The organism is Erythrobacter crassostreae (genome assembly GCF_019204045.1).
Lineage (GTDB): Bacteria > Pseudomonadota > Alphaproteobacteria > Sphingomonadales > Sphingomonadaceae > Erythrobacter > Erythrobacter crassostreae.
On record NZ_JAGSPC010000001.1, the window covers coordinates 1,527,668 to 1,545,763 of the forward strand.

21 protein-coding genes are annotated in these 18,096 nt (G+C 57.7%); 9 read left to right on the plus strand and 12 right to left on the minus strand.

Going from position 1 to position 18,096, the window contains the following annotated elements:
• Nucleotides 1–7: 7 nt before the first annotated feature.
• Nucleotides 8–1,987 (minus strand): TIR domain-containing protein, encoded by a 1,980-nt coding sequence (locus KCG46_RS07415; protein WP_218404627.1) that lies wholly within the window; start codon nt 1,985–1,987, stop codon nt 8–10.
• Between the two features lie 328 nt (nt 1,988–2,315).
• On the opposite strand from KCG46_RS07415, the gene KCG46_RS07420 reads away from it, so the two are divergent.
• The 4 genes from KCG46_RS07420 (at nt 2,316) to KCG46_RS07435 (ending at nt 6,923) form a co-directional block, all read left to right on the plus strand.
• Nucleotides 2,316–4,199 (plus strand): hypothetical protein, encoded by a 1,884-nt coding sequence (locus KCG46_RS07420; RefSeq protein WP_218404628.1) that lies wholly within the window; start codon nt 2,316–2,318, stop codon nt 4,197–4,199.
• 240 nt (nt 4,200–4,439) lie between these two features.
• Nucleotides 4,440–4,865 carry a MarR family winged helix-turn-helix transcriptional regulator gene (locus KCG46_RS07425; protein WP_218404629.1) on the plus strand — a complete coding sequence of 142 codons (426 nt, stop codon included), beginning with the start codon at nt 4,440–4,442 and terminating at the stop codon, nt 4,863–4,865.
• 30 nt (nt 4,866–4,895) lie between these two features.
• Nucleotides 4,896–5,549 (plus strand): DUF8737 domain-containing protein, encoded by a 654-nt coding sequence (locus KCG46_RS07430; protein ID WP_218404630.1) that lies wholly within the window; start codon nt 4,896–4,898, stop codon nt 5,547–5,549.
• Between the two features lie 129 nt (nt 5,550–5,678).
• Nucleotides 5,679–6,923 (plus strand): multidrug effflux MFS transporter, encoded by a 1,245-nt coding sequence (locus KCG46_RS07435; RefSeq protein WP_218404631.1) that lies wholly within the window; start codon nt 5,679–5,681, stop codon nt 6,921–6,923.
• A gap of 190 nt (nt 6,924–7,113) precedes the next feature.
• Here the strand turns inward: KCG46_RS07435 and KCG46_RS07440 are convergent, their stop codons facing one another.
• The 4 genes from KCG46_RS07440 to fmt form a co-directional block, all read right to left on the minus strand.
• Nucleotides 7,114–8,229 (minus strand): zinc-binding dehydrogenase, encoded by a 1,116-nt coding sequence (locus tag KCG46_RS07440; RefSeq protein ID WP_218404632.1) that lies wholly within the window; start codon nt 8,227–8,229, stop codon nt 7,114–7,116.
• A gap of 71 nt (nt 8,230–8,300) precedes the next feature.
• Entirely contained in the window at nt 8,301–8,687 is a 387-nt protein-coding gene (locus KCG46_RS07445; protein WP_218404633.1) for a hypothetical protein, read from the minus strand.
• Between the two features lies 1 nt (nt 8,688).
• A complete protein-coding gene (gene truA, locus KCG46_RS07450; RefSeq protein ID WP_218404634.1) occupies nt 8,689–9,453 on the minus strand; it encodes a tRNA pseudouridine(38-40) synthase TruA in 765 nt (254 codons plus the stop codon).
• Nucleotides 9,450–10,355, minus strand: coding sequence for a methionyl-tRNA formyltransferase (gene fmt / locus KCG46_RS07455; RefSeq protein ID WP_218404635.1), 906 nt, complete (start codon nt 10,353–10,355; stop codon nt 9,450–9,452). The genes truA and fmt overlap by 4 nt, the downstream gene beginning before the upstream one ends.
• A gap of 65 nt (nt 10,356–10,420) precedes the next feature.
• Here fmt and recR point away from each other — a divergent pair, with 65 nt between their 5' ends.
• Genes recR through def form a run of 3 tightly spaced genes read left to right on the plus strand, consistent with a single transcriptional unit; the run spans nt 10,421 to nt 11,882 of the window.
• Entirely contained in the window at nt 10,421–11,017 is a 597-nt protein-coding gene (gene recR, locus KCG46_RS07460) for a recombination mediator RecR (RefSeq protein WP_218404636.1), read from the plus strand.
• A 5-nt stretch (nt 11,018–11,022) separates the two neighbouring features.
• The gene (locus KCG46_RS07465; protein ID WP_218404637.1) at nt 11,023–11,247 is read left to right on the plus strand and encodes a hypothetical protein; all 225 of its coding nucleotides are present in this window, start codon (nt 11,023–11,025) and stop codon (nt 11,245–11,247) included.
• A gap of 50 nt (nt 11,248–11,297) precedes the next feature.
• Nucleotides 11,298–11,882, plus strand: a complete 585-nt coding sequence (gene def, locus KCG46_RS07470; RefSeq protein ID WP_218404638.1) for a peptide deformylase — start codon at nt 11,298–11,300, stop codon at nt 11,880–11,882.
• On the opposite strand, the gene KCG46_RS07475 is transcribed toward def, so the two are convergent.
• Nucleotides 11,879–12,280: a four-helix bundle copper-binding protein gene (locus KCG46_RS07475; protein ID WP_218404639.1), complete on the minus strand. Its 402-nt coding sequence runs from the start codon at nt 12,278–12,280 to the stop codon at nt 11,879–11,881. The genes def and KCG46_RS07475 overlap by 4 nt on opposite strands.
• A 103-nt stretch (nt 12,281–12,383) precedes the next feature.
• On the opposite strand from KCG46_RS07475, the gene KCG46_RS07480 reads away from it, so the two are divergent.
• Together KCG46_RS07480 and KCG46_RS07485 are read left to right on the plus strand one after the other, a co-directional pair.
• Nucleotides 12,384–13,802 carry a DNA recombination protein RmuC gene (locus tag KCG46_RS07480; RefSeq protein ID WP_218404640.1) on the plus strand — a complete coding sequence of 473 codons (1,419 nt, stop codon included), beginning with the start codon at nt 12,384–12,386 and terminating at the stop codon, nt 13,800–13,802.
• Between the two features lie 168 nt (nt 13,803–13,970).
• Entirely contained in the window at nt 13,971–14,318 is a 348-nt protein-coding gene (locus tag KCG46_RS07485) for a hypothetical protein (RefSeq protein ID WP_218404641.1), read from the plus strand.
• A 58-nt stretch (nt 14,319–14,376) separates the two neighbouring features.
• On the opposite strand, the gene KCG46_RS07490 is transcribed toward KCG46_RS07485, so the two are convergent.
• From KCG46_RS07490 to rapZ, 6 genes are all read right to left on the minus strand, one after another.
• Entirely contained in the window at nt 14,377–14,781 is a 405-nt protein-coding gene (locus KCG46_RS07490) for a GtrA family protein (RefSeq protein WP_218404642.1), read from the minus strand.
• Between the two features lie 31 nt (nt 14,782–14,812).
• Complete coding sequence (locus KCG46_RS07495; RefSeq protein WP_218404643.1) at nt 14,813–15,496, minus strand: ferritin-like domain-containing protein; 684 nt, start codon at nt 15,494–15,496, stop codon at nt 14,813–14,815.
• A gap of 72 nt (nt 15,497–15,568) precedes the next feature.
• Nucleotides 15,569–16,363 carry a TrmH family RNA methyltransferase gene (locus KCG46_RS07500; RefSeq protein ID WP_218404644.1) on the minus strand — a complete coding sequence of 265 codons (795 nt, stop codon included), beginning with the start codon at nt 16,361–16,363 and terminating at the stop codon, nt 15,569–15,571.
• Nucleotides 16,364–16,387: 24 nt separating this feature from the next.
• Nucleotides 16,388–16,666, minus strand: coding sequence for an HPr family phosphocarrier protein (locus KCG46_RS07505; protein WP_218404645.1), 279 nt, complete (start codon nt 16,664–16,666; stop codon nt 16,388–16,390).
• A gap of 7 nt (nt 16,667–16,673) precedes the next feature.
• The gene (locus KCG46_RS07510; protein ID WP_218404646.1) at nt 16,674–17,099 is read right to left on the minus strand and encodes a PTS sugar transporter subunit IIA; all 426 of its coding nucleotides are present in this window, start codon (nt 17,097–17,099) and stop codon (nt 16,674–16,676) included.
• Between the two features lie 15 nt (nt 17,100–17,114).
• Nucleotides 17,115–18,065, minus strand: coding sequence for an RNase adapter RapZ (gene rapZ, locus KCG46_RS07515; RefSeq protein ID WP_218404647.1), 951 nt, complete (start codon nt 18,063–18,065; stop codon nt 17,115–17,117).
• Between the last annotated feature and the right edge of the window lie 31 nt (nt 18,066–18,096).

Below are 18,096 nucleotides of genomic sequence, written 5' to 3' on the forward strand. Positions count from 1 at the left end.
TGATTGGTTACTCAAAGCCCATTCGTCCGACTGCTCGTTGGTATCCTTCGGTTCCGCGCAGAGGGTCTAGCATCGGGTCGCGGTAAATCTGCACCAGACCCGCATCACGCGCGGCCCATGCGGCTTCCAGCGCGGCGAGCGCCTCGGCTTCATTGCCCCACTGCGCATGGACTTGTGCGTATTGGTAATTGCTCTTGTCGCCTTGGCGCTCTCTGAGCTCTGCAAAGTGCCTCTCAGCCTCCGCGCGATTACCAAGTTTGTCTTCGACAATCGCAAGACCGGTTTTCTTGAAGACATACCGCGTCTCGGCTTCGAAATTCGTTTTGGCAGATGCTAGGTCGCCAAGCGTGAGCCGGGCCCAGCCGACAAGATTGTGATAGCTTGAAAGCCCCTCATTCAGGCCATACGCTTTTTCATATTCAGGTATGGCCGCCCCGGGCTCACGCGAATTGTAGGCGATGTTTCCGGCATAGCGGAACACGCGGGCGTTTAGAGGATCCAGAGATTCTGCCAGCGCTATCGCGGCTTTCGCTTCGCTATCATCGCCGATGCGTGATCGGAAAATAGCATAGCGGCTGAGAATGTCGGCATCCCCTTTGCCCAATTCATACGCTTGCTTCCACGGGGTGAGCGCGCCTGCCACATCGAGCTTACCCGTCGCAAAGATAAAGCCAAGCACAGCGTACCCATCGGCGAAATCAGGCGCGATTGCGATCGCTCGCCGCGCGGCCTCGGCGGCAGCGTTCATCGCACCGTCCCTCTCGCGCGGTGCACCATAAAGGTTCTGGATCAAAGCTAGCGTTCGCCCGCGCTTTGCGTGAGCGGCAGCGTAGTCAGGATCGAGCCGGATCGCCTCGTTGAACTTGGCCAAGGCGGCACGGTCGCTCGCCTCATCTGTTCCGGAATCATAGAGTTCTTGCCCGCGCAGAAATGCATCATACGCTGCGACATTTTGCGTGCCGCCCGAAAGCCCATCCGCTGTTGAGCGATCATCCGCTCCTGAAAGCAAAGTGACGATACCTGCCGCAATCTGGGATTGAATGGCGAACACGCTATCAATCGGACCTTTGATCTCGAATTCTCGAAGCACTCTGTCGGTATTTCCGTCGATCAATTCCGCACCGCCTGCGAGAGTATCGCCCTCACGCCGGATATCACCGGTGAGCAGATAGTTCACATTAAGCTTTCCGCTGATTGCGCCGGCGGTATCGCCTGTATCGCGGAACGCATTGGAGGATGTTTTTGCCGCCACATGCAGCAACGGATTGCGTGCCAACTGCGAACGAATTTCCGCAGCAAAACCTTCGAGTAGATACGAACCTTCGCCCGGCTCCCCCATCACACTGAACGGCATCACTGCCAGTTTAATGTCTGTTGCACCGCCCGTGAACAGCCCGCCACTCCAAGCGGCAACGCCGCCTGCCCCAACGGCGAGCGCCGCCCCGCCAAGAATAGCCGCGCGGCGGCTGATGACAGGGCTGGTTTTAGCCGGTGCTGCAATCGTCCCGGTGCCTGAAGGTTCTGTGCCTGCAGGTCCTGCAAGTGCCGAGCGCTCGCCATCCTGCTTTAATTTGACCGCCTTTATCAGTCTTTCGATTTCCGGAGTGTCCGCCGTCCAATCGGCGTCTGCGGGCAGAGTAATCCATTGAAACTGGCGAAATCCCAATGGCGGCTCTGTGCCGTCGATGGAAACGGGGACTAGCGCCCCGCGATCGCGTCCGCGTGTCGCTTCGTCATGGACCCAGTGCGAGACTGCGGAGACCTTGGACCACAGCACGACAACCGCATCTGCGGTTTCAAGCTTATCCTCGGTCACTGTATGGTAGCGTGCGCCGCCTTCGAGCATGGCATCCCACCACACTGAAATGCCAGCATCCTGAAGCAGGTCGAGCACCTTGCGTGCCAAGGGTTGATCATCCCTCGAATAGCTGAGGAATACAGTGTCCTTTGCCGTTCCGACTTGTTCTGGATGATCCAGACCGCTCATATGCCCCTCTATTGCAGAAATACTGCACCCTTGACCGTGCGACCGGAACGCATGAGATAACGCAGCTTATCGGCCCTGTCGAACTCTGTTCGCAAAAGTATGCGGGACGCACGCTGTGCTTGTCGAATGTTTTGTGTGCGGTTAGCACCTGAGATGAAAAGCCGAACCGCTTCTCCCGGGGGGAACAACGATCACGCCGAATACCGATCCAGCATCGCCCGGACAGGGTTTTGAGCCGCCTGCGCCCAGGCCTTGTCTTGCCATCGGTGTCACAGGACATCGCCGCTCGCACCCCGCGTTTCCAGCCGACATTGCGGCGCTATCAGCGGTGCTTTCGGAGATTTTCTCTGCTTTGGAAGATGCTGGGACCGACTGTGAGGTCCACGGGACTGAACCACAGCCACCTGCGCTGCGTTTGCTGACATTGCTAGCCGACGGGACCGACCATCTTGCGGCAGAGCTCGCGCTGGCAAAGGCTTGGGAGCTGACCGTTCCGTTGCCATTTGGCCGGGCGCTCAATACCGCTATCAACGCTGATCCGGACACCGCTGCAGATCCACGCGCGATCTTGGCTGGTAGAGCGCCTGATGATGCGCCCACAGGCAAGCGTGCGGCTGCGATAGAAGCGCTTTTGGATAAGGCCACAGTTTTCGAATTGGCAGAGCGTGATGCGATTGTTGCTGATCACTTTCTCGCCACGCTGGATAATCCCAGTGATCCGAAAGCGCTCAGCACTTTTCTCCACCATACGTCTGACCGGACACTGCAAGCAGGCCGTATCCTGATCGAGCAGTCGGACATTTTGATCGCGGTTTGGGACGGGGTATCTACCACCAATATTGGCGGAACAGGCCATACTGCGATAGCTGCTCTTTCGGCTGGAGTTCCGGTGATCTGGATCGATCCTGCATCACCGGACGAATGGCGCATTGTGTACACGCCCGATGCGCTTGCTCTTAAACCGCCGCCTACCGCTGCGTCGCGCGATGCGCAATTGCGGGCTTTGGTAGGCGATAGCGTTGGATTGGCTGCGCCTGATGAAGACAGCCCCCATGCCGGGCTCGCCGCCCTTGGCAAAGAAGCGTGGCGGGGCCGCAGCTCGGCAAGCAGTCACGCCTATCGCCGCGTAGAGGCACTGTTTGGGCATAGCAAATGGCGCGAAAAGTTCGGGTCTATCCGGCAGACCTTCGAAGCACCTGACGAAGTCGCAACGGGAAGCGGGCAACCTTTGCTGGACTCGCTCGATGCGCTTCCGGGCGGCGATGAGCGGATCACGTGCGCCATCGGTGAGGATGTTCTGAGCCGTTTTGCATGGACCAACGCCATCGCATCGCGTCTATCGGACCTGTTCCGGTCGGGAATGGTGCTGAACTTCACTCTCGGCCCGCTCGCGATCCTTGTCGGCCTGCTTTATATTCCCACTGCTGGGCCCGAATACAAATGGATTTTCGCGGCGCTAGAGCTCCTTTTGCTGCTGGTTATTGTGGTCAACACACTTTCGGGACAACGCGCACGTTTGCATGCCCGCTGGTTGGAAACGCGGCGTCTGGCCGAATATCTGCGTCATGCGCCCGGCCTGCTTGCATTGGGCGTGGCCCGGCCTGTTGGCGGCCGGCCGCAAAGCGTCCGTGGCAGTTGGCCGGAATGGTATGCTCGTCAGGTCGCCCGCGGTGTCGGTTTGCCAAACGTCAAAGTGGATGGCGCGTATTTGCGTGCGTCTGCGCGACTGTTGCTCGATCACGCGATCCAACCTCAGCTTGAATACCATCAAGGCAAATCGGCGCGCCTTCACCGCGCGCATCACGCCATCGAAACGTTGGCCGAGAGGCTATTTGCGCTCGCTGTCATAATGGTAACGCTTTATCTGGTGTTGTTCGGACTATCGACGCTTGGTGTGATTGCTCCCGAATTGGTCACGACCTTGGCCAAATGGTTCACGGTAAGCGCAGTCGCGTTGCCAACCATTGCCGGTGCCCTCGCCGCGATCGGATATTTCGGGGATTTTGATCGGTTCGCCGATATCTCGGAAATGACCGCGCGCAGGCTTGAGGCGCTGCAAGAGCGCACCGTTATGTACCTTGAGCAGAGCGACGACGCGCTCGGTTACGCCCCGTTGGCGCAGCTAGCGCGGCAGACAGACGAAACAACGTTCGCCGAAATTCAGGCATGGCAGGCAGTGTTCAACAACAAGCGTACGACTGTCCCCGCCTAAGCGATATTACTCCTGCATGGATGGTGTAGGAGGGTGCTGTCAGTCGCCGAACCCAATGGGTATTCTTGCGAACGATACATTTGGTTGAAATGACCGCAGATGGGCTGATAGCGGACGGTCTTGTTTCCCGGGCCGCAACGTTCAAAGCTGACAGTCAGCTTCCGACCCAATTGCAGATGTAGCACTGCTGTTGACACCGATTTCAATTTGATCTAGTGCATATACACGAAAGGGCGCGCTATGGATGATAAATTAATTGCAAACACCTGCTATGCCACCCGAGCTCGGCGCGCTGCGCGGCATCTCAGCCGCATGTATGATGATGCGCTTAGACCGCATGGCATCAAGGTCAGCCAGTTCTCAATTCTCGTCGCCGCATCCGTATCGCGCGGAGACGCTACAATTACCGAACTAGCCGACGAGCTCGGCCTGGAGCGCTCCACACTGAGCCGCAATCTGCAACCGTTGGAACGGCGCGGCCTTGTCGAAATCGGAGAAGAACAACAGCATCGCTCGCGTCAAGTATTGCTTACGGCGCAAGGCGAACGTCTGATCGAGGACGCCTATGGTGATTGGGCACGGGTTCAAGACCGTGCGCGTGGACAATTGCCGATTGATGAGAGCGCAATTCTGGGCAGCCTGAGCGCCCTTAACGCAATCACCTGAGCAAACCCGGTTCCATCAAGGAGAAGAACAATGGCCTCTAACGTGTATATACAAGATAGCGAAGGTGCGGCAGTACCTTCTGGGGAGTTTGAATACTGGCACTGGAGGGTCTTCGTAGTCCTCGCGCTTTGGGCAGCCGGGGTTGCTGCGGCCACTCTTGCGGGTGTGTTCGAGACGCTGCCAATGCAAGCGGTCGCTCCACTGGCGGCGCTGGGCATTATCGCGCCGGTCGTGCTTTATAAGACGGTCCCTTCGCTGGGCGCTTTCTTGCGCTCGCGTTCGCTTGACTATTTCACGACGTTCCATCTGTGGCGCATCGGCGCAGCTGGCCTTTTCTTCTGGTATGGTTCGCAAAACCTGCTGCCAGAAACGTTTGTGCGTCACGCAGCTTGGGGCGATCTGCTTGCCGGATTGCTTGTACTCCCATTGCTGTTTTCCGCCAGCAAAGGACTTCGCAAATATGTCCTGTTTCACACTGTTGGGTTTCTCGACTTCATCCTTGCTGTTGGGACCGGGCTTTATTTCACCATCATCGGCGATCCAGCAATGTCGTCGATCGCGACCCTACCCCTTATCCTGATCCCGCTGTTTGGTGTCTCAGTATCGGGTGCCTCGCATATCATCGCTTTCGATATCATGCGCGGTCGCAGCCAAGGTGATGCCGCCTATGAGCAAGCCGCATGACTGTGCTGGTTCGCCACGCGAGTTCGGAGCAGGGCGGTGCCATAGCGCATCGCCTTGACTCCAAAGCCGACTACATCAGGGGTAGCTTGCTAGTTAGACAGCTGGGACGCCACTACCCGGAGGACAGGCATGACATCTGAGACATTTCCCGCGCAAACCAGCAAGCCAGCAGTCGTTAAAACGACGGGCTTTCTCGTCCTGCTCGCTATCCTCTCCGCCCTTGGGCAGTTCGCAAGCAACGTATATCTTCCATCCTTGCCTGCCGTAACGGAGCAACTCGGTATCAGCGGTTCGGTCGCGGCTCTTACTTACACCATTTATTTGGGTGCGTTCGCATTCGCTCAACTGGTTTACGGTCCCGTCGCGGACAGGTTTGGCAGACGCCCGCTCTTGCTGTTAGGCGCGATCCTTTTCGTGCTCGGCTCGGGGATGTGCATGCTCGCAGGCGATGTTTCCTGGCTGCTCACTGGCCGTGTAATTCAGGCGATCGGCGCGGCGGCAGGCGTCGTGATGGCACGCGCCATGGTGCGCGACGTGTTTTCAGGTCCCGAACTCGCCAAAGCGCTTGCCCTCATGACAATCGTGTTCGCGCTGGCGCCTGGTTTAAGTCCGCTCTTGGGAGGCGTGCTTCAAGATACTCTTGGCTGGCGTTCGGTGTTTGCAGCTGCAGCAATCGCGGGTGTTTTGGTATTAATCGCAGCAACTGTTTACGCTCCGGAAACCTTGGCAAAAAAGTCGGATGCAATCAGTTTGTCAGGAACGGCGAAGAGCTATCGAGCGATACTCGCTGATACTGAATTCTTCCGCTTCGCGCTGGCGACAGCATTTATCATCGGTGCGATGTCAGCCTTCTTTGTGGGTTCTCCAATCGTCTTCATCGATCTGCTCGGAGTGTCCGCGACGGAATATGGACTGTACCCGCCGCTTGCCATAACTGGATTTATCATAGGGAGCGTCGCGACGCGCAAACTTGCTGGACGGCTCGCGGTTTATGATCTCGCGAAAGTGGGCGTCTCGATTTCCTTGATGGGGGCAATTCTGATGGTGGTATTCCCACTGTTCGGGATTGAGCACAAACACGCGATCAATGTTTCGATCGTCGTATTCGTGAGCGGAATGGGCGTTTTCATGCCAACGGCGGTGGCGATCGCGTTGGAGCGTTTTCCAGAACGCGCTGGCACAGCTGCCGCGATGCTCGGGTTTTTGCAGATGGGTATTGGTGCTGCAGCGTCGGCAGGCGTCGGCTTGCTTGCCAATGCTCAGCCATTTCTCGCTTTTCCAATTATCATGGTGGTCTCGGCGCTTTCTGCCTTCGCACTAGTTGCCACACCTAACTCCGACTCAAGCGGCGATGACATAATGTCGTCTTCATAATTCGATGGAGCGATGACCACCTTGACTGCAAACCTTCAAATTATGCTAGTCAAAACTCATAGCCTCAAAACACCCCAACCTGAGGCATTCGTGCAAAGCGCAGCTTTTGACCAAGTCGGTCGCCGGGCGGGGATGGACTAGCGGGCTTTGCCGCTGCCATCCCCGCTCTATTCTCAGGCGATAGGGCGGTTTAGCCCCAAGGCGTGACGAGATACTTCTCGCCGGTTTTCATCTGGCGATAATCCGTGATCGCTTCTTTGGTCAGCATGCCTTCCAGATCGACCTTCGCCTTGTAGCTAGAGGCAAAGGTCGTGCCGAGGTTCTGCTGAACGCGCGTGCGCATTTTTACGACCGTTTCCATGCCAGCCTTCGCAAGGAACGGCGTGAGCAGCCAGCCCGAAACGGTCCATTGCAGACCGTATGACGGGGTCAGGATAGTCGGGTTCTGCAGGTCCAGACGGCCATACTGATACATCTTCTTGTCTTGGTTTGATCCGTAGCGTGAATACTCATCCATTTGCGACGAGGCCACTTGCTCCATCGCTTTCAAAACGTGGTCAGTGTTTTGACCGCCGCCGATCGGATCAAAGCCGAGGAACGCGCCGGTTTCGGTGATCGCTGCACGAAGCTGCTTCATGTAATCATCGTCAGACGAGTTCACGACATATGTCGCGCCTTGGCTTTTCAGCAGATCAACATGCTCTTGCTTGCGCACGATGTTGACGAGCTTCATGCCGTCTTCCTGACAGATCTTATTGAGCATCTGGCCAAGGTTCGATGCCGCGGCGAGGTGCACGATGGCATCGTGGCCTTCCATCTTCGCGGTTTCGACAAAGCCGAGGGCTGTCATCGGGTTCACAAAGCTGGATGCACCTTCTTCGGCAGTGTGATCGCCCAGCGGCAGGCACATCATGGCATCGGCAATGGCATACTGGCTGAAGGCGTTGCCCGGCACGCATGCGACGCGCTGACCCATCAGAGCCTTTGCCATGTCGCCGTCACCGGTGGCGACAACGGTGCCTGCGCCTTCGTTACCGGCTGGCAGACGCTGACCGTGGCGGCCGCGCTGACCGGAAAGGAATGGCTCCGGCATGGTCGCGACAACTTTGCCAGGTGAATATTCTGCGCTGTCGAAATCGGCGGCGCTGGTCAGGATCGCGAGATCGGACGGATTGATCGGCGCGCCTTCCATTTTGACTAGCACTTGGTTGCCGGTTGGCTCTGCAAAGCTCTCTTCGCTGATTTCGAGGGTCAGCTTGCCGTCTGCCGAAAGCGTCGAGAAAAGCTGTTTGCCGGTCGTTGTCATTATCCGTCTCCTGTAATTGCGTTGCAGCCGAGCTAGGGAACTGATGCGCGCATTACTAGGGTGACGTTAGGTCAAGCCTCGCCCGTATCCGGCTTTTCGCGCGGCATCAATTCCACGAGCAGCACCATGAAAGCCCATACCGCGAGGGTCGGTTGCAGCTTGGGCACGCGCGCCAGTTGGAAGAAATCTTCGGCGATATAGGGAAAGGCGGCGATCGTTGCCGCAGTCAAGACGACATAGAACAATTTGTATTCGCTCTGACCCAGATAAAGGATCATCACAACCACTGCCGCGCTTAGGAGGAGCAGCGCGACGAAATCGCGCACTGGCAACCCTTCGCCGCCGACCAGAACAAATCCCAAAACCGCGCCAAATACGATGTTGATACCATCGACATTGGCTTTGTATTCGCCTTCGGTGATCCGAAAGCTAGGCGGCATTTTGTACCAGTTCGACATTCTATTTTTGCCCCTCCGGATAGAGCGCTTCGACGAAATACAGCCCATGCGGCGGCGCGTTCATACCAAGAGCCTGCCGGTCGCGTGCCTCGAGCGCGGTCGTAATCCGCGCTTCTTCCCAAGTTCCTTGTCCCACCAGTTTTAGGCAACCGACCATGGAGCGAACCTGATGATGCAGGAAACTGCGGGCCTCGGCGTGGATATGAATCTCCGGCCCGAACAGGCCGTCCACTTGCTCCACATCCAGCCGGTCTAGCGTTTTCACCGGGTCTTTCGCCTGACAAATGGTCGATCGGAACGTCGTAAAATCGTGACGCCCGACAAGAGCCTGTGCGGCGCGCTGCATGGCATCCGCGTCAAGATTTGCAGGCACTTGCCACGCACGTTTCTTTGCCAGCGCAAGCGGCGCGCGGCGGCAGGCAATCCGGTAAAGATAGCGGCGGCCAAGGCAGGAAAAGCGCGAATGCCAATCCTCGCTCACAATCTCGCAATGGTTCACGCCGATGGGATTGGGGCGCAGATGCGCGTTTACGGCCTCCATCAGGCGGAACGGGGTCAGGTCTTTCTCGATATCGACATGGCTGACCATCGCCATAGCATGGACGCCCGCATCGGTACGGCCTGAGGATAACAAGGTTAATTCCTCACCTGTCACCTTGAACAGAGCCTCTTCCATCGCCTGTTGCACAGTCGGCCCGTGCTTTTGGCGCTGGAGCCCCTGAAACGGGGTGCCGTCAAACTCGTATGTCAGCGCGAAACGGGTCAATCGAGCTGCGTCCCTTGCGGAACGGTCCGCCCGCGCAAAAATTCGCCCGTGCTCATCGCTGGCTTGCCTGCGCGTTGCAGGCGCAGGGGGCGAATTGCACCTTTGCCGCAGGCGACAGTGAGCGTATCATCGAGGATGGCTCCAGCATCGCCCGCTTGATTGACTTCTTCGGCTGACAGTAGCTTGATCCGCTCGCCCTCCAGCTCGAACCAAGCACCCGGAAATGGTGCGAGACCTTGCACATGGCGCACCAGATCGCTTGCATGGAGAGACCAATCAATCCGAGCCTCGGCCTTGTCGATCTTGGGCGCGTATGTGGTGTCACCATCATCTTGCGGCTGCGCGTCGTACCTATCGAGGTCTGCTAGCACTTCGACCATCGCGCCTGCGCCGAGTTCGGCGAGCTCTGCGGTCAGCTCGCCGGTGGTTTTGTCCGCAATCGGCGTGCGGATGATATGCAGCATCGGGCCGGTATCGAGGCCAGCCTCCATTTGCATGATCGTCACACCCGTTTCTTCATCACCCGCCATAATCGCGCGGTGGATCGGCGCGGCACCGCGCCAGCGTGGCAGGATCGAGGCGTGAATGTTGAGGCAACCATGCGTCGGCGCATCCAGCACCGCTTGCGGCAGGATCAGGCCATATGCCGCCACCACCGCGACATCGGCATTCAGCGCGGCAAAATCGGCCTGAGCAGCCTCATTACGCAGCGATTTGGGAGAGCGAACCTCCAGCCCAAGCGCCTCTGCCTTTGCTTGAACGGGGGAGGGGCGTAGCTTTTTTCCCCGGCCCGCCGGGCGCGGTGGCTGGGTGTAAACGCACACGATCTCATGCCCTGCATCGTGCAGCGCAGCGAGTGCAGGCACCGCGAAATCGGGCGTGCCCATAAAAGCGATTTTCAATTTTGGGCGCATAACGCGGTGCTTTGGCCTTTCTCGTTTCCGCTGCAGCCCCTATCTCTACCCCCATGGCATCGCAAGAGATCGAAGCGCTTTCGGGCGTATTGGCCCGTTTGCCGGGGCTGGGGCCGCGCAGCGCGCGCCGGGCTGTGCTGTGGCTGGTGAAGAACCGCGAACAGGCTTTGCCCGCGCTTTTGGAGGCTCTGGATGCCGTGTCGGAAACGCTGGTGGAATGCCAGACCTGCGGCAATGTAGACACGAGCGACCCTTGCGGCATCTGCGCCGATCCGCGCCGCGATGTGAAATCGCTTTGCGTGGTGGAGGATGTTGCCGATGTCTGGGCATTGGACCGCGCGCGGCTGTTTCAAGGGCGATATCACGTGCTGGGCGGCCGATTGTCGGCGCTGGACGGGGTTGCACCGGAAGACCTCAATATCGCCACCCTTCTGGACCGTGTATCGGGCGGCGAAGTCGATGAAGTCGTGCTCGCCATGAACGCCACCCTCGAAGGGCAAACAACCGCGCATTACCTCGCCGAGCGGCTGGAGGAGCACAATGTCCGCATCACGCAGCTTGCTCACGGCCTGCCCGTGGGCGGCGAGCTCGATTATCTGGACGAGGGCACATTGGCGCAGGCGCTTAGGGCGCGGCGGCCGGTTACCTGATCGTGGTGAGGCGCGCGCTGGCTGTCGGTGTTTGCGTCGGACTGGCCGCAGCCATAGCTATTCTGTTCGTCGCAATTGATCACAATCCGCAAAACGAATTTCTAGACGAGGGTGGAGAGCCGACGCAGGCGTTGGCAACGCTCGGTGCGATATGGTTTGTCGTTGCCGGCGTGTCAGCAGGACTGTTCACGTTGATCGCCGGATGGCTCACGTCCGATCGATCAGACTGATCGCGCTATTGCGCTTGCGGCGACGCACCGCGCACACTAAATCCCCTCACATGGCTATACGCGAAATTCTTGAAGTGCCGGACGCCCGGCTTAAAACCGTGTCCGTTCCCGTCGAAGCAGACGAGTTTAACGACGATCTCAAAGCGCTCGTCGAGGACATGTTTGAAACCATGTATGACGCGCCCGGCATTGGTCTGGCCGCGATCCAGGTGGGCGTGCCCAAACGGGTGCTGGTGATCGATCTTCAACCCGATGATCCCGATGCAGAGCCGGAGGAGTGCGATCACGACCATGGGCATGACCACGGGGCACACACGCATCAACCGACCAAGAAAGAGCCGCGCGTCTTTATCAATCCGGTGATTGTCGATCCGGCAGAAGAGCTGTCCACCTATCAGGAAGGCTGCCTATCCGTACCAGAGATTTACGCTGACGTGGATCGCCCCGCGACCTGCACTGTCGAGTATCAGGATCTGGACGGCAAGAAACACACAGAAAACCTCGAAGGTCTGCTCGCCACGTGTTTGCAGCACGAGATGGACCACCTCGAAGGCATCCTGTTTATCGACCACCTTTCGCGGTTAAAGCGCGGTATGGCGCTGAAGAAGCTGAAGAAGTTGCGGCAGGCGGCTTAAACTTCGGTTTTCATCCGGCCTATCGCTGCCTTCACATCACGGATCACTTCATTGCACATTTGGACACAGCGTTTGCAGTGCCGGTCGTCATGCATTGAGCAATGCTCAATGCATTGTTCGCATGCGACAATCGTGGCCAGCCCCATTGCGCGGATTGCGATCACGTTTTGGCCCGTTCTACGCGAACCAATACGATAAAAGGCTGTACAGGCATCAGACGCATCAAGGCACCTGCGGATGCATTCGCTTCGATCCTGGTCTGTCTGTGCGAGGCAAGCATCGGCACACGAATTCATAATAGCGGCGCCATACATTGCGTGCTTAACCGCCTCACCCAGTTCCGCGTTGTAATCATCGCCCACATGCGGGTGATCCTGAATCATCTCTTTGATCGACATCGTTTTTCTCCTTTAGCTATCAAGCGAATGATGTTGGGGATTGGTTCCAAGCCTGCCGCGATTGCGCCTTGGCGTCAGCGTTCGTTCCAGCTATGTTCTGCGAATGGATGCAAACATTGTCATTGCCGCTATCGGCATTCTCGCGCTGCTGATCGGCCTGGCTGTAGGGTGGTTCCTGGGAGGGAAACCAGCGGCTGATTTGCGTGATCGGCTCGGCGTGCGTGAGGGTGAGTTCAAGACTGCGATTGCCGAATTGGGCGATGCTCAGGTGAAGCTCTCTGCGGCGCAAGAACGCGCTGGCCGCGCCGATGCTCTCGCCGCCGAGCTCGAAACCGCACGCGAGCAGAACGCCGCGTTCAAGGCCGAGCGGGCTGGATTTGCAGAGCAAAAGAAGCTGCTCGAAGAATCCCGCGATAAGCTGCTCAAGGAATTCGAAAACACCGGCGCTCAGGTGCTCGGCAAAGCGCAGGAGGCGTTTCTGCGCCGCGCGGATGAGCGTTTCAAACAGTCCGAGGAAACCGGCGAGCAGAAGATCAAGGCTTTGCTCAATCCCGTCGGCGAGCGGCTGGCGAAATACGAACAGCAGGTCGAAACGCTGGAGAAGCAGCGGGTTGATGCGTTTGGCCAGCTCAACGGCCTGATCCAGTCCATGCGCGAGGGGCAAGAAGAAGTCCGGCGCGAGGCGCAGCGGCTTGGCAATTCGCTCACCAACGCCCCCAAAGCGCGCGGTCGCTGGGGTGAGCGTGCTTTGCAAAACCTGCTCGAACAATGCGGCCTCGCACAGCACACCGATTTTATGATGGAGCATTCGGTAGACACCGAGGAAGGGCGGCTTCGCCCAGATGCGATCATCAATGTTCCGGGGCAGAAAAAGCTCGTGATCGATTCCAAAGTCTCGCTCAACGCGTATCAGGCAGCGTTTGAGGCTGATGATGATGATACGCGCGATTTTCAGTTGAAATCCCACGCCAAAAGCATGCGCAATCACGTCCAGACGCTGAGCGCGAAAAGCTATCAAAGCCAATTCGAAGAAGCGCCCGACTATGTGATCATGTTCATCCCCGGTGAACACTTCGTGACCGCCGCTTTGGATGCTGATCCAACATTGTGGGATTTCGCGTTCGAGCGCCGCGTGCTGCTCGCCACGCCAACGAACCTCGTAGCCATCGCACGCACCGTTGCGCAGGTCTGGCGGCAGGACGGGCTGGCAAAAGACGCGCAGGAAATCGGGCGGATGGGCGCGGAGCTTTACGACCGGCTGCGCGTTGCGGGCGAGCACCTGAAACGTGTTGGCGGCGGACTGGATAGCGCGGTCAAAAACTACAACAAATTCGTCGGCAGCTTTGAACGCAACGTCCTCTCCTCCGGCAAACGCCTTGCGGAAAAAGGTATCGAGATCGGCAAAGCCGAAATCGAAGAGGTGCCGCTGGTGGAAAGCACTCCGAATTACAACGCGGCAGATGCGGACGATAGCGATGCGCGTGATGATACCAAACAGATCGGGCGCGACGCTGCCGAATAGAGCATATCGCCATGCCATATCTCTGCATCAGCATCCCCTCACGCGGCTAATTGTGTCATCGCTGCAATACTATGCACGCTCCAATTGGTTAACCCGATTGACGAGAGGTGTGACAGTGTTACCTGCCCCGTTCCTATTCTAGGAATTGACACATTTGGAGGGGTCAAAATGAAGAAATCAATCGTATTTACAGCCGCACTTTCGAGCGCGCTTCTGCTTACCGCATGTGGCGGAGCCACCGAAGAAACTGATGCGGCGACAACCGACGCAGCAGCGACCGAAGAAGGCACCGAAGAAGTAGCTGCTGCTGCTGAAGATTGCACTGAAGAAGCGATGACCGCCAAAGCAACCGAACTTGGCGAAAAGATGCAGGCCCTCGCCAGCGATCCGGAAGCCATGGCTGAAATGGCTGCCAAGATGACCGAAATCCAAGAAAAAGTGACCGCCGGCGCTGCTGACGGTTCTTTCGGTATGACCGAAGCATGTGCAGCTTATGACGAAATGCTTGCTGCTTAATTGCTGACAACTATTGCAGCCTATCAGCGTGGGCATTCCGCGCTGATAGGCTCGCAATCTAGACCTTTTTGAAATTGAACGCTGCGTTCAAAACAAACACCGCCAGTCCAGCGAAAACGGACACAATCACACGCGCGACAAGGTAATTTATCGCTGTGTATTCCGTGAGTATCCAGAACAAGCCGACGGTTACGGCAAGCCCCACGAGGGCGTTCAGGATAAACAACAGGTAGCCTGTCGAAACCTTGCGATCCGACCCTGCGAAGATCCATGTTCTCCCGAACACATAATGTATCGAATTGGCTATCAGGAAACTGATTGCGGTCGCGATGACCGGATCGACTCCCGCAAATTCGACCAACAGCCACAGCACGCCCAATCCGATGGCAAACACACCGGTGCTAACCACCGTATTGCGGAGAAGCATGCCGCCAGCGCGCCGAGTGAAGAAACGTTCGATCATGGCTGTTCGAAGGCAGTAGCGCCCGGTCTGCTCAGGCCTGAACCGCAGAGCGCGGCATGGGGCGCGGATTATGCTCGCCAACATCGCGCCATTCTGTACGGCGCGGCGCACCGAACCAGATGAAGAGCAGAGGCAGCTTTATAAAGAGCAGCTCGGAATGGATCATCCTGTCGATCCATAGTTCACGCCGGTTGGGCTTTCGCCGTGCATTCGCGGCCAGCCATTTGTCATAAGGTTCGAAATGGCTCGGCTCGTCGATGTGAACAATCTCGAATATCCGCTTTAGCGTTTTGTCCGAATTCACTAGCGGATGGTCGAGCAGGATATCCACCTGCTTCAATCCGCGTTTTTCAGTAAGCGAGATCACTCGGCATAAACGTTCAAACAAATCATCGCTGGCCACAATCGCATCGGTATCGAGATCGTCGATAGACGTGCCAAAGGTCAGCTCGATAAACCGGTCAATATGGCCAAATGTCCGGTCAACCGCGATCGGCTTTTTACCCTGAAGCTCAAACCAGCGTTTGAACATCACATAATGTTTTCGTTCGTCAGCCCGGTGTTTCTCTACAGCGGTTATGAACTCGACCGCGTCGGGATGCTTGCGCTTTACCGCTTCAAGAACCCGGTCAAGCGCGGTGTAGCCGCGATGCTCGTTATAGATGTAGATCGAGCCAAGGATGTCGAGATAGCGGCGGGTGAACCATGCTTTCATTCGAGAAGAATACTACGAACGCGGAAGGGAGTCACGAAATTGGATGCAATCCGAACTCTTTGCTCCGCTTTTCTAAAAGCTGTCCAGAACCTCATAAGCCAACACCGCGCCCGCGACGGCTGCGTTCAGGCTATCGGCACGCCCGCGCATTGGCATGGTCACGCGAAGGTCGCATTCGGCTTCGTAGGCCTCTGGCAGTCCTTGGGATTCGTTGCCGACAAGGATGAAACAGGGCGCTGCATAAGGCGCGCCGCGATAGGGTACGGCGTCGCGCAGGCTGGCCGCGACCAATTGGCCCGATCCGGAACGAAGCCACGGGACGAAATCCTCCCAGCGCGCTTGAGCAATGCCTTGAGTAAAAACCGCGCCCATGCTCGCCCGGACGGCTTCGGCGCTGAATGGATCGGCGCAATCATCGATCAGGATCAACCCGCCAGCACCCACGGCATCTCCGGTGCGCAGCATTGTGCCAAGATTGCCCGGATCGCGCAGTGCCTGCGCCACAAGCCAAATTTGCGCGGCGCCGCGGTCAATATGCTCAAGACCGGTGTCCCATTCATCGAACACGCCGACCACGCTTTGCGAGTTCGACTTGCCGGTGATTTTGGTCAGAATATCGGGAGAGGTTTCGATAACTTCGCCGCCTGCTGCTATAATATCCGCTTCGAGCCGTTCCAACAGCGGATGCGGATCGCGATTTTCGGCAAGCACGATCTGACGCGGCAACCGGCCGCCTTCACGCGCGTCTTCAAGCAGCCTTAGCCCCTCGACCAGAAACTGGCCTGCACGCTTGCGATGTTTTTTGTCCCGCAAAGACCGCAGGTACTTAACGGTGGGGTTAGAGAATCCAGTGATCTGTTTGCGCATGGCCAATCACGAAGTAAGCTCGCGCTATTCTTCGCCGAACCCGTCTTCGATCAGGCCGACCATCTGACCAAGCACGCCCTCTGCGTTTTCGCCCGAGACGATCACATCGACAGTATCGCCTTTGGCAGCACCCAACATCATCAGACCAAGGATCGATCCGCCAGCAGCCTCATTCGGGGCCTTTGCAACTCGGACCGAAACACCCTCGGGCAATTCAGCGACAGCGCCCACGAATTTGGCGCTGGCGCGGGCGTGAAGTCCGCGTTTGTTTACGATTGTCACGGTCTGGCGCAGTTCGCTCATTGCCGGATCATCCCTTCGCGGCCGCAGGTGCGGCGCTTTCACCAAGGAGTTCACTGGCAACGGTTATGTAATTGCGGCCTGCGTGCTGGGCGGCTTCCACTGCCTCCACAACGTTCATGCTCTTGCGCGCACCGGCAAGGCGGATCAGCATCGGCAGATTGATACCGGCGATCACTTCAACGCGGCCTGTATCTAGCAGCGAAATTGCAAGGTTCGATGGTGTCCCGCCGAACAAATCGGTAAGAATGATCACGCCGTTGCCGCTATCGACTTCGCCGATTGCTGTCGCGATTTCCTCGCGCCGCAATTCCATATCGTCGCTGGGGCCAATGCAGACGGTGACCACGTTCGCTTGCGGTCCAACGACGTGTTCCATCGCTTCGACAAACTGGTCCGCGAGGCGGCCGTGAGTGACCAGGATCAAACCAATCATGCGGGGGTGGGTCCGTTAGTTACCTTGGCGCTTGCCGCGTTCGATTTCGTCGGCGGCGCGTGAGCCTAAATTGCGATGCCGGACAGTGGGCGAAAATCCTGCATCGCGCAAGCCTTGAGCCATGCGTTCAGCGGTGAATACCGAACGGTGCCGTCCGCCGGTGCAACCGAATGCAACGTGGACATAGGATTTTCCCTGCGCTTGATAACGCGGCAACAGCGTCAACAGCAGGTCGTGGATCTGATCAAAGGCTGCGGCAAAAGCGGGATCTTTCTGGACATGCTCGCCGACGGGCGCGTCTTGACCGGTCAGCTCTCGCAGCCCTTCGACCCAGTGAGGGTTGTCGAGAAAGCGCATGTCAAAAACGAGGTCAGCCAGCGGCGGCATACCGCGGGCGAAGCCAAAGCTGGAAACCGTAAGCGTCATGGCGCCATCATCGCGCTTTTCAAACAGGTCGCGTACATGGTTTTGCAGATCGTTTGCTGACAGGTTGCTGGTGTCGACCACAATGTCTGCCCAGCGGCGCAGCGGCTCAAGCAGTTCACGCTCGGCACCGATCCCGTCTAGCAACGGGCGGCCTTGGGTCATCGGATGGCGGCGGCGCGTCTCGTTATACCGCCGTTCCAGCTCGGCATCGGCACAATCGATGAACATAAAACTGACAGACAGATCATCGCGGCCCGTCAAATCTTTCAACTGCGCAATAATATCAGCAGGCACGAAACCGCGCGTGCGCGAGTCGAAGCCAATGGCAAGCGGGCCGCGAACTGTGTCGGATTGCTGATCCGGATTGGTGACAAGCCGTTCAAGCAGTCGCACCGGAAAGTTATCAATCGTTTCCCAACCCAGATCCTCGAGCACGCCGAGCGTTGTGGATTTGCCTGCACCGGATAGTCCGGTGACCAGCAATATACGCTGCAACTCGGCCCCGTCAGACCGGGAATCGGTGGAATTTGAACTTTCCATACCTCTGTTTCGCGAGGAACGGGTCGAATGG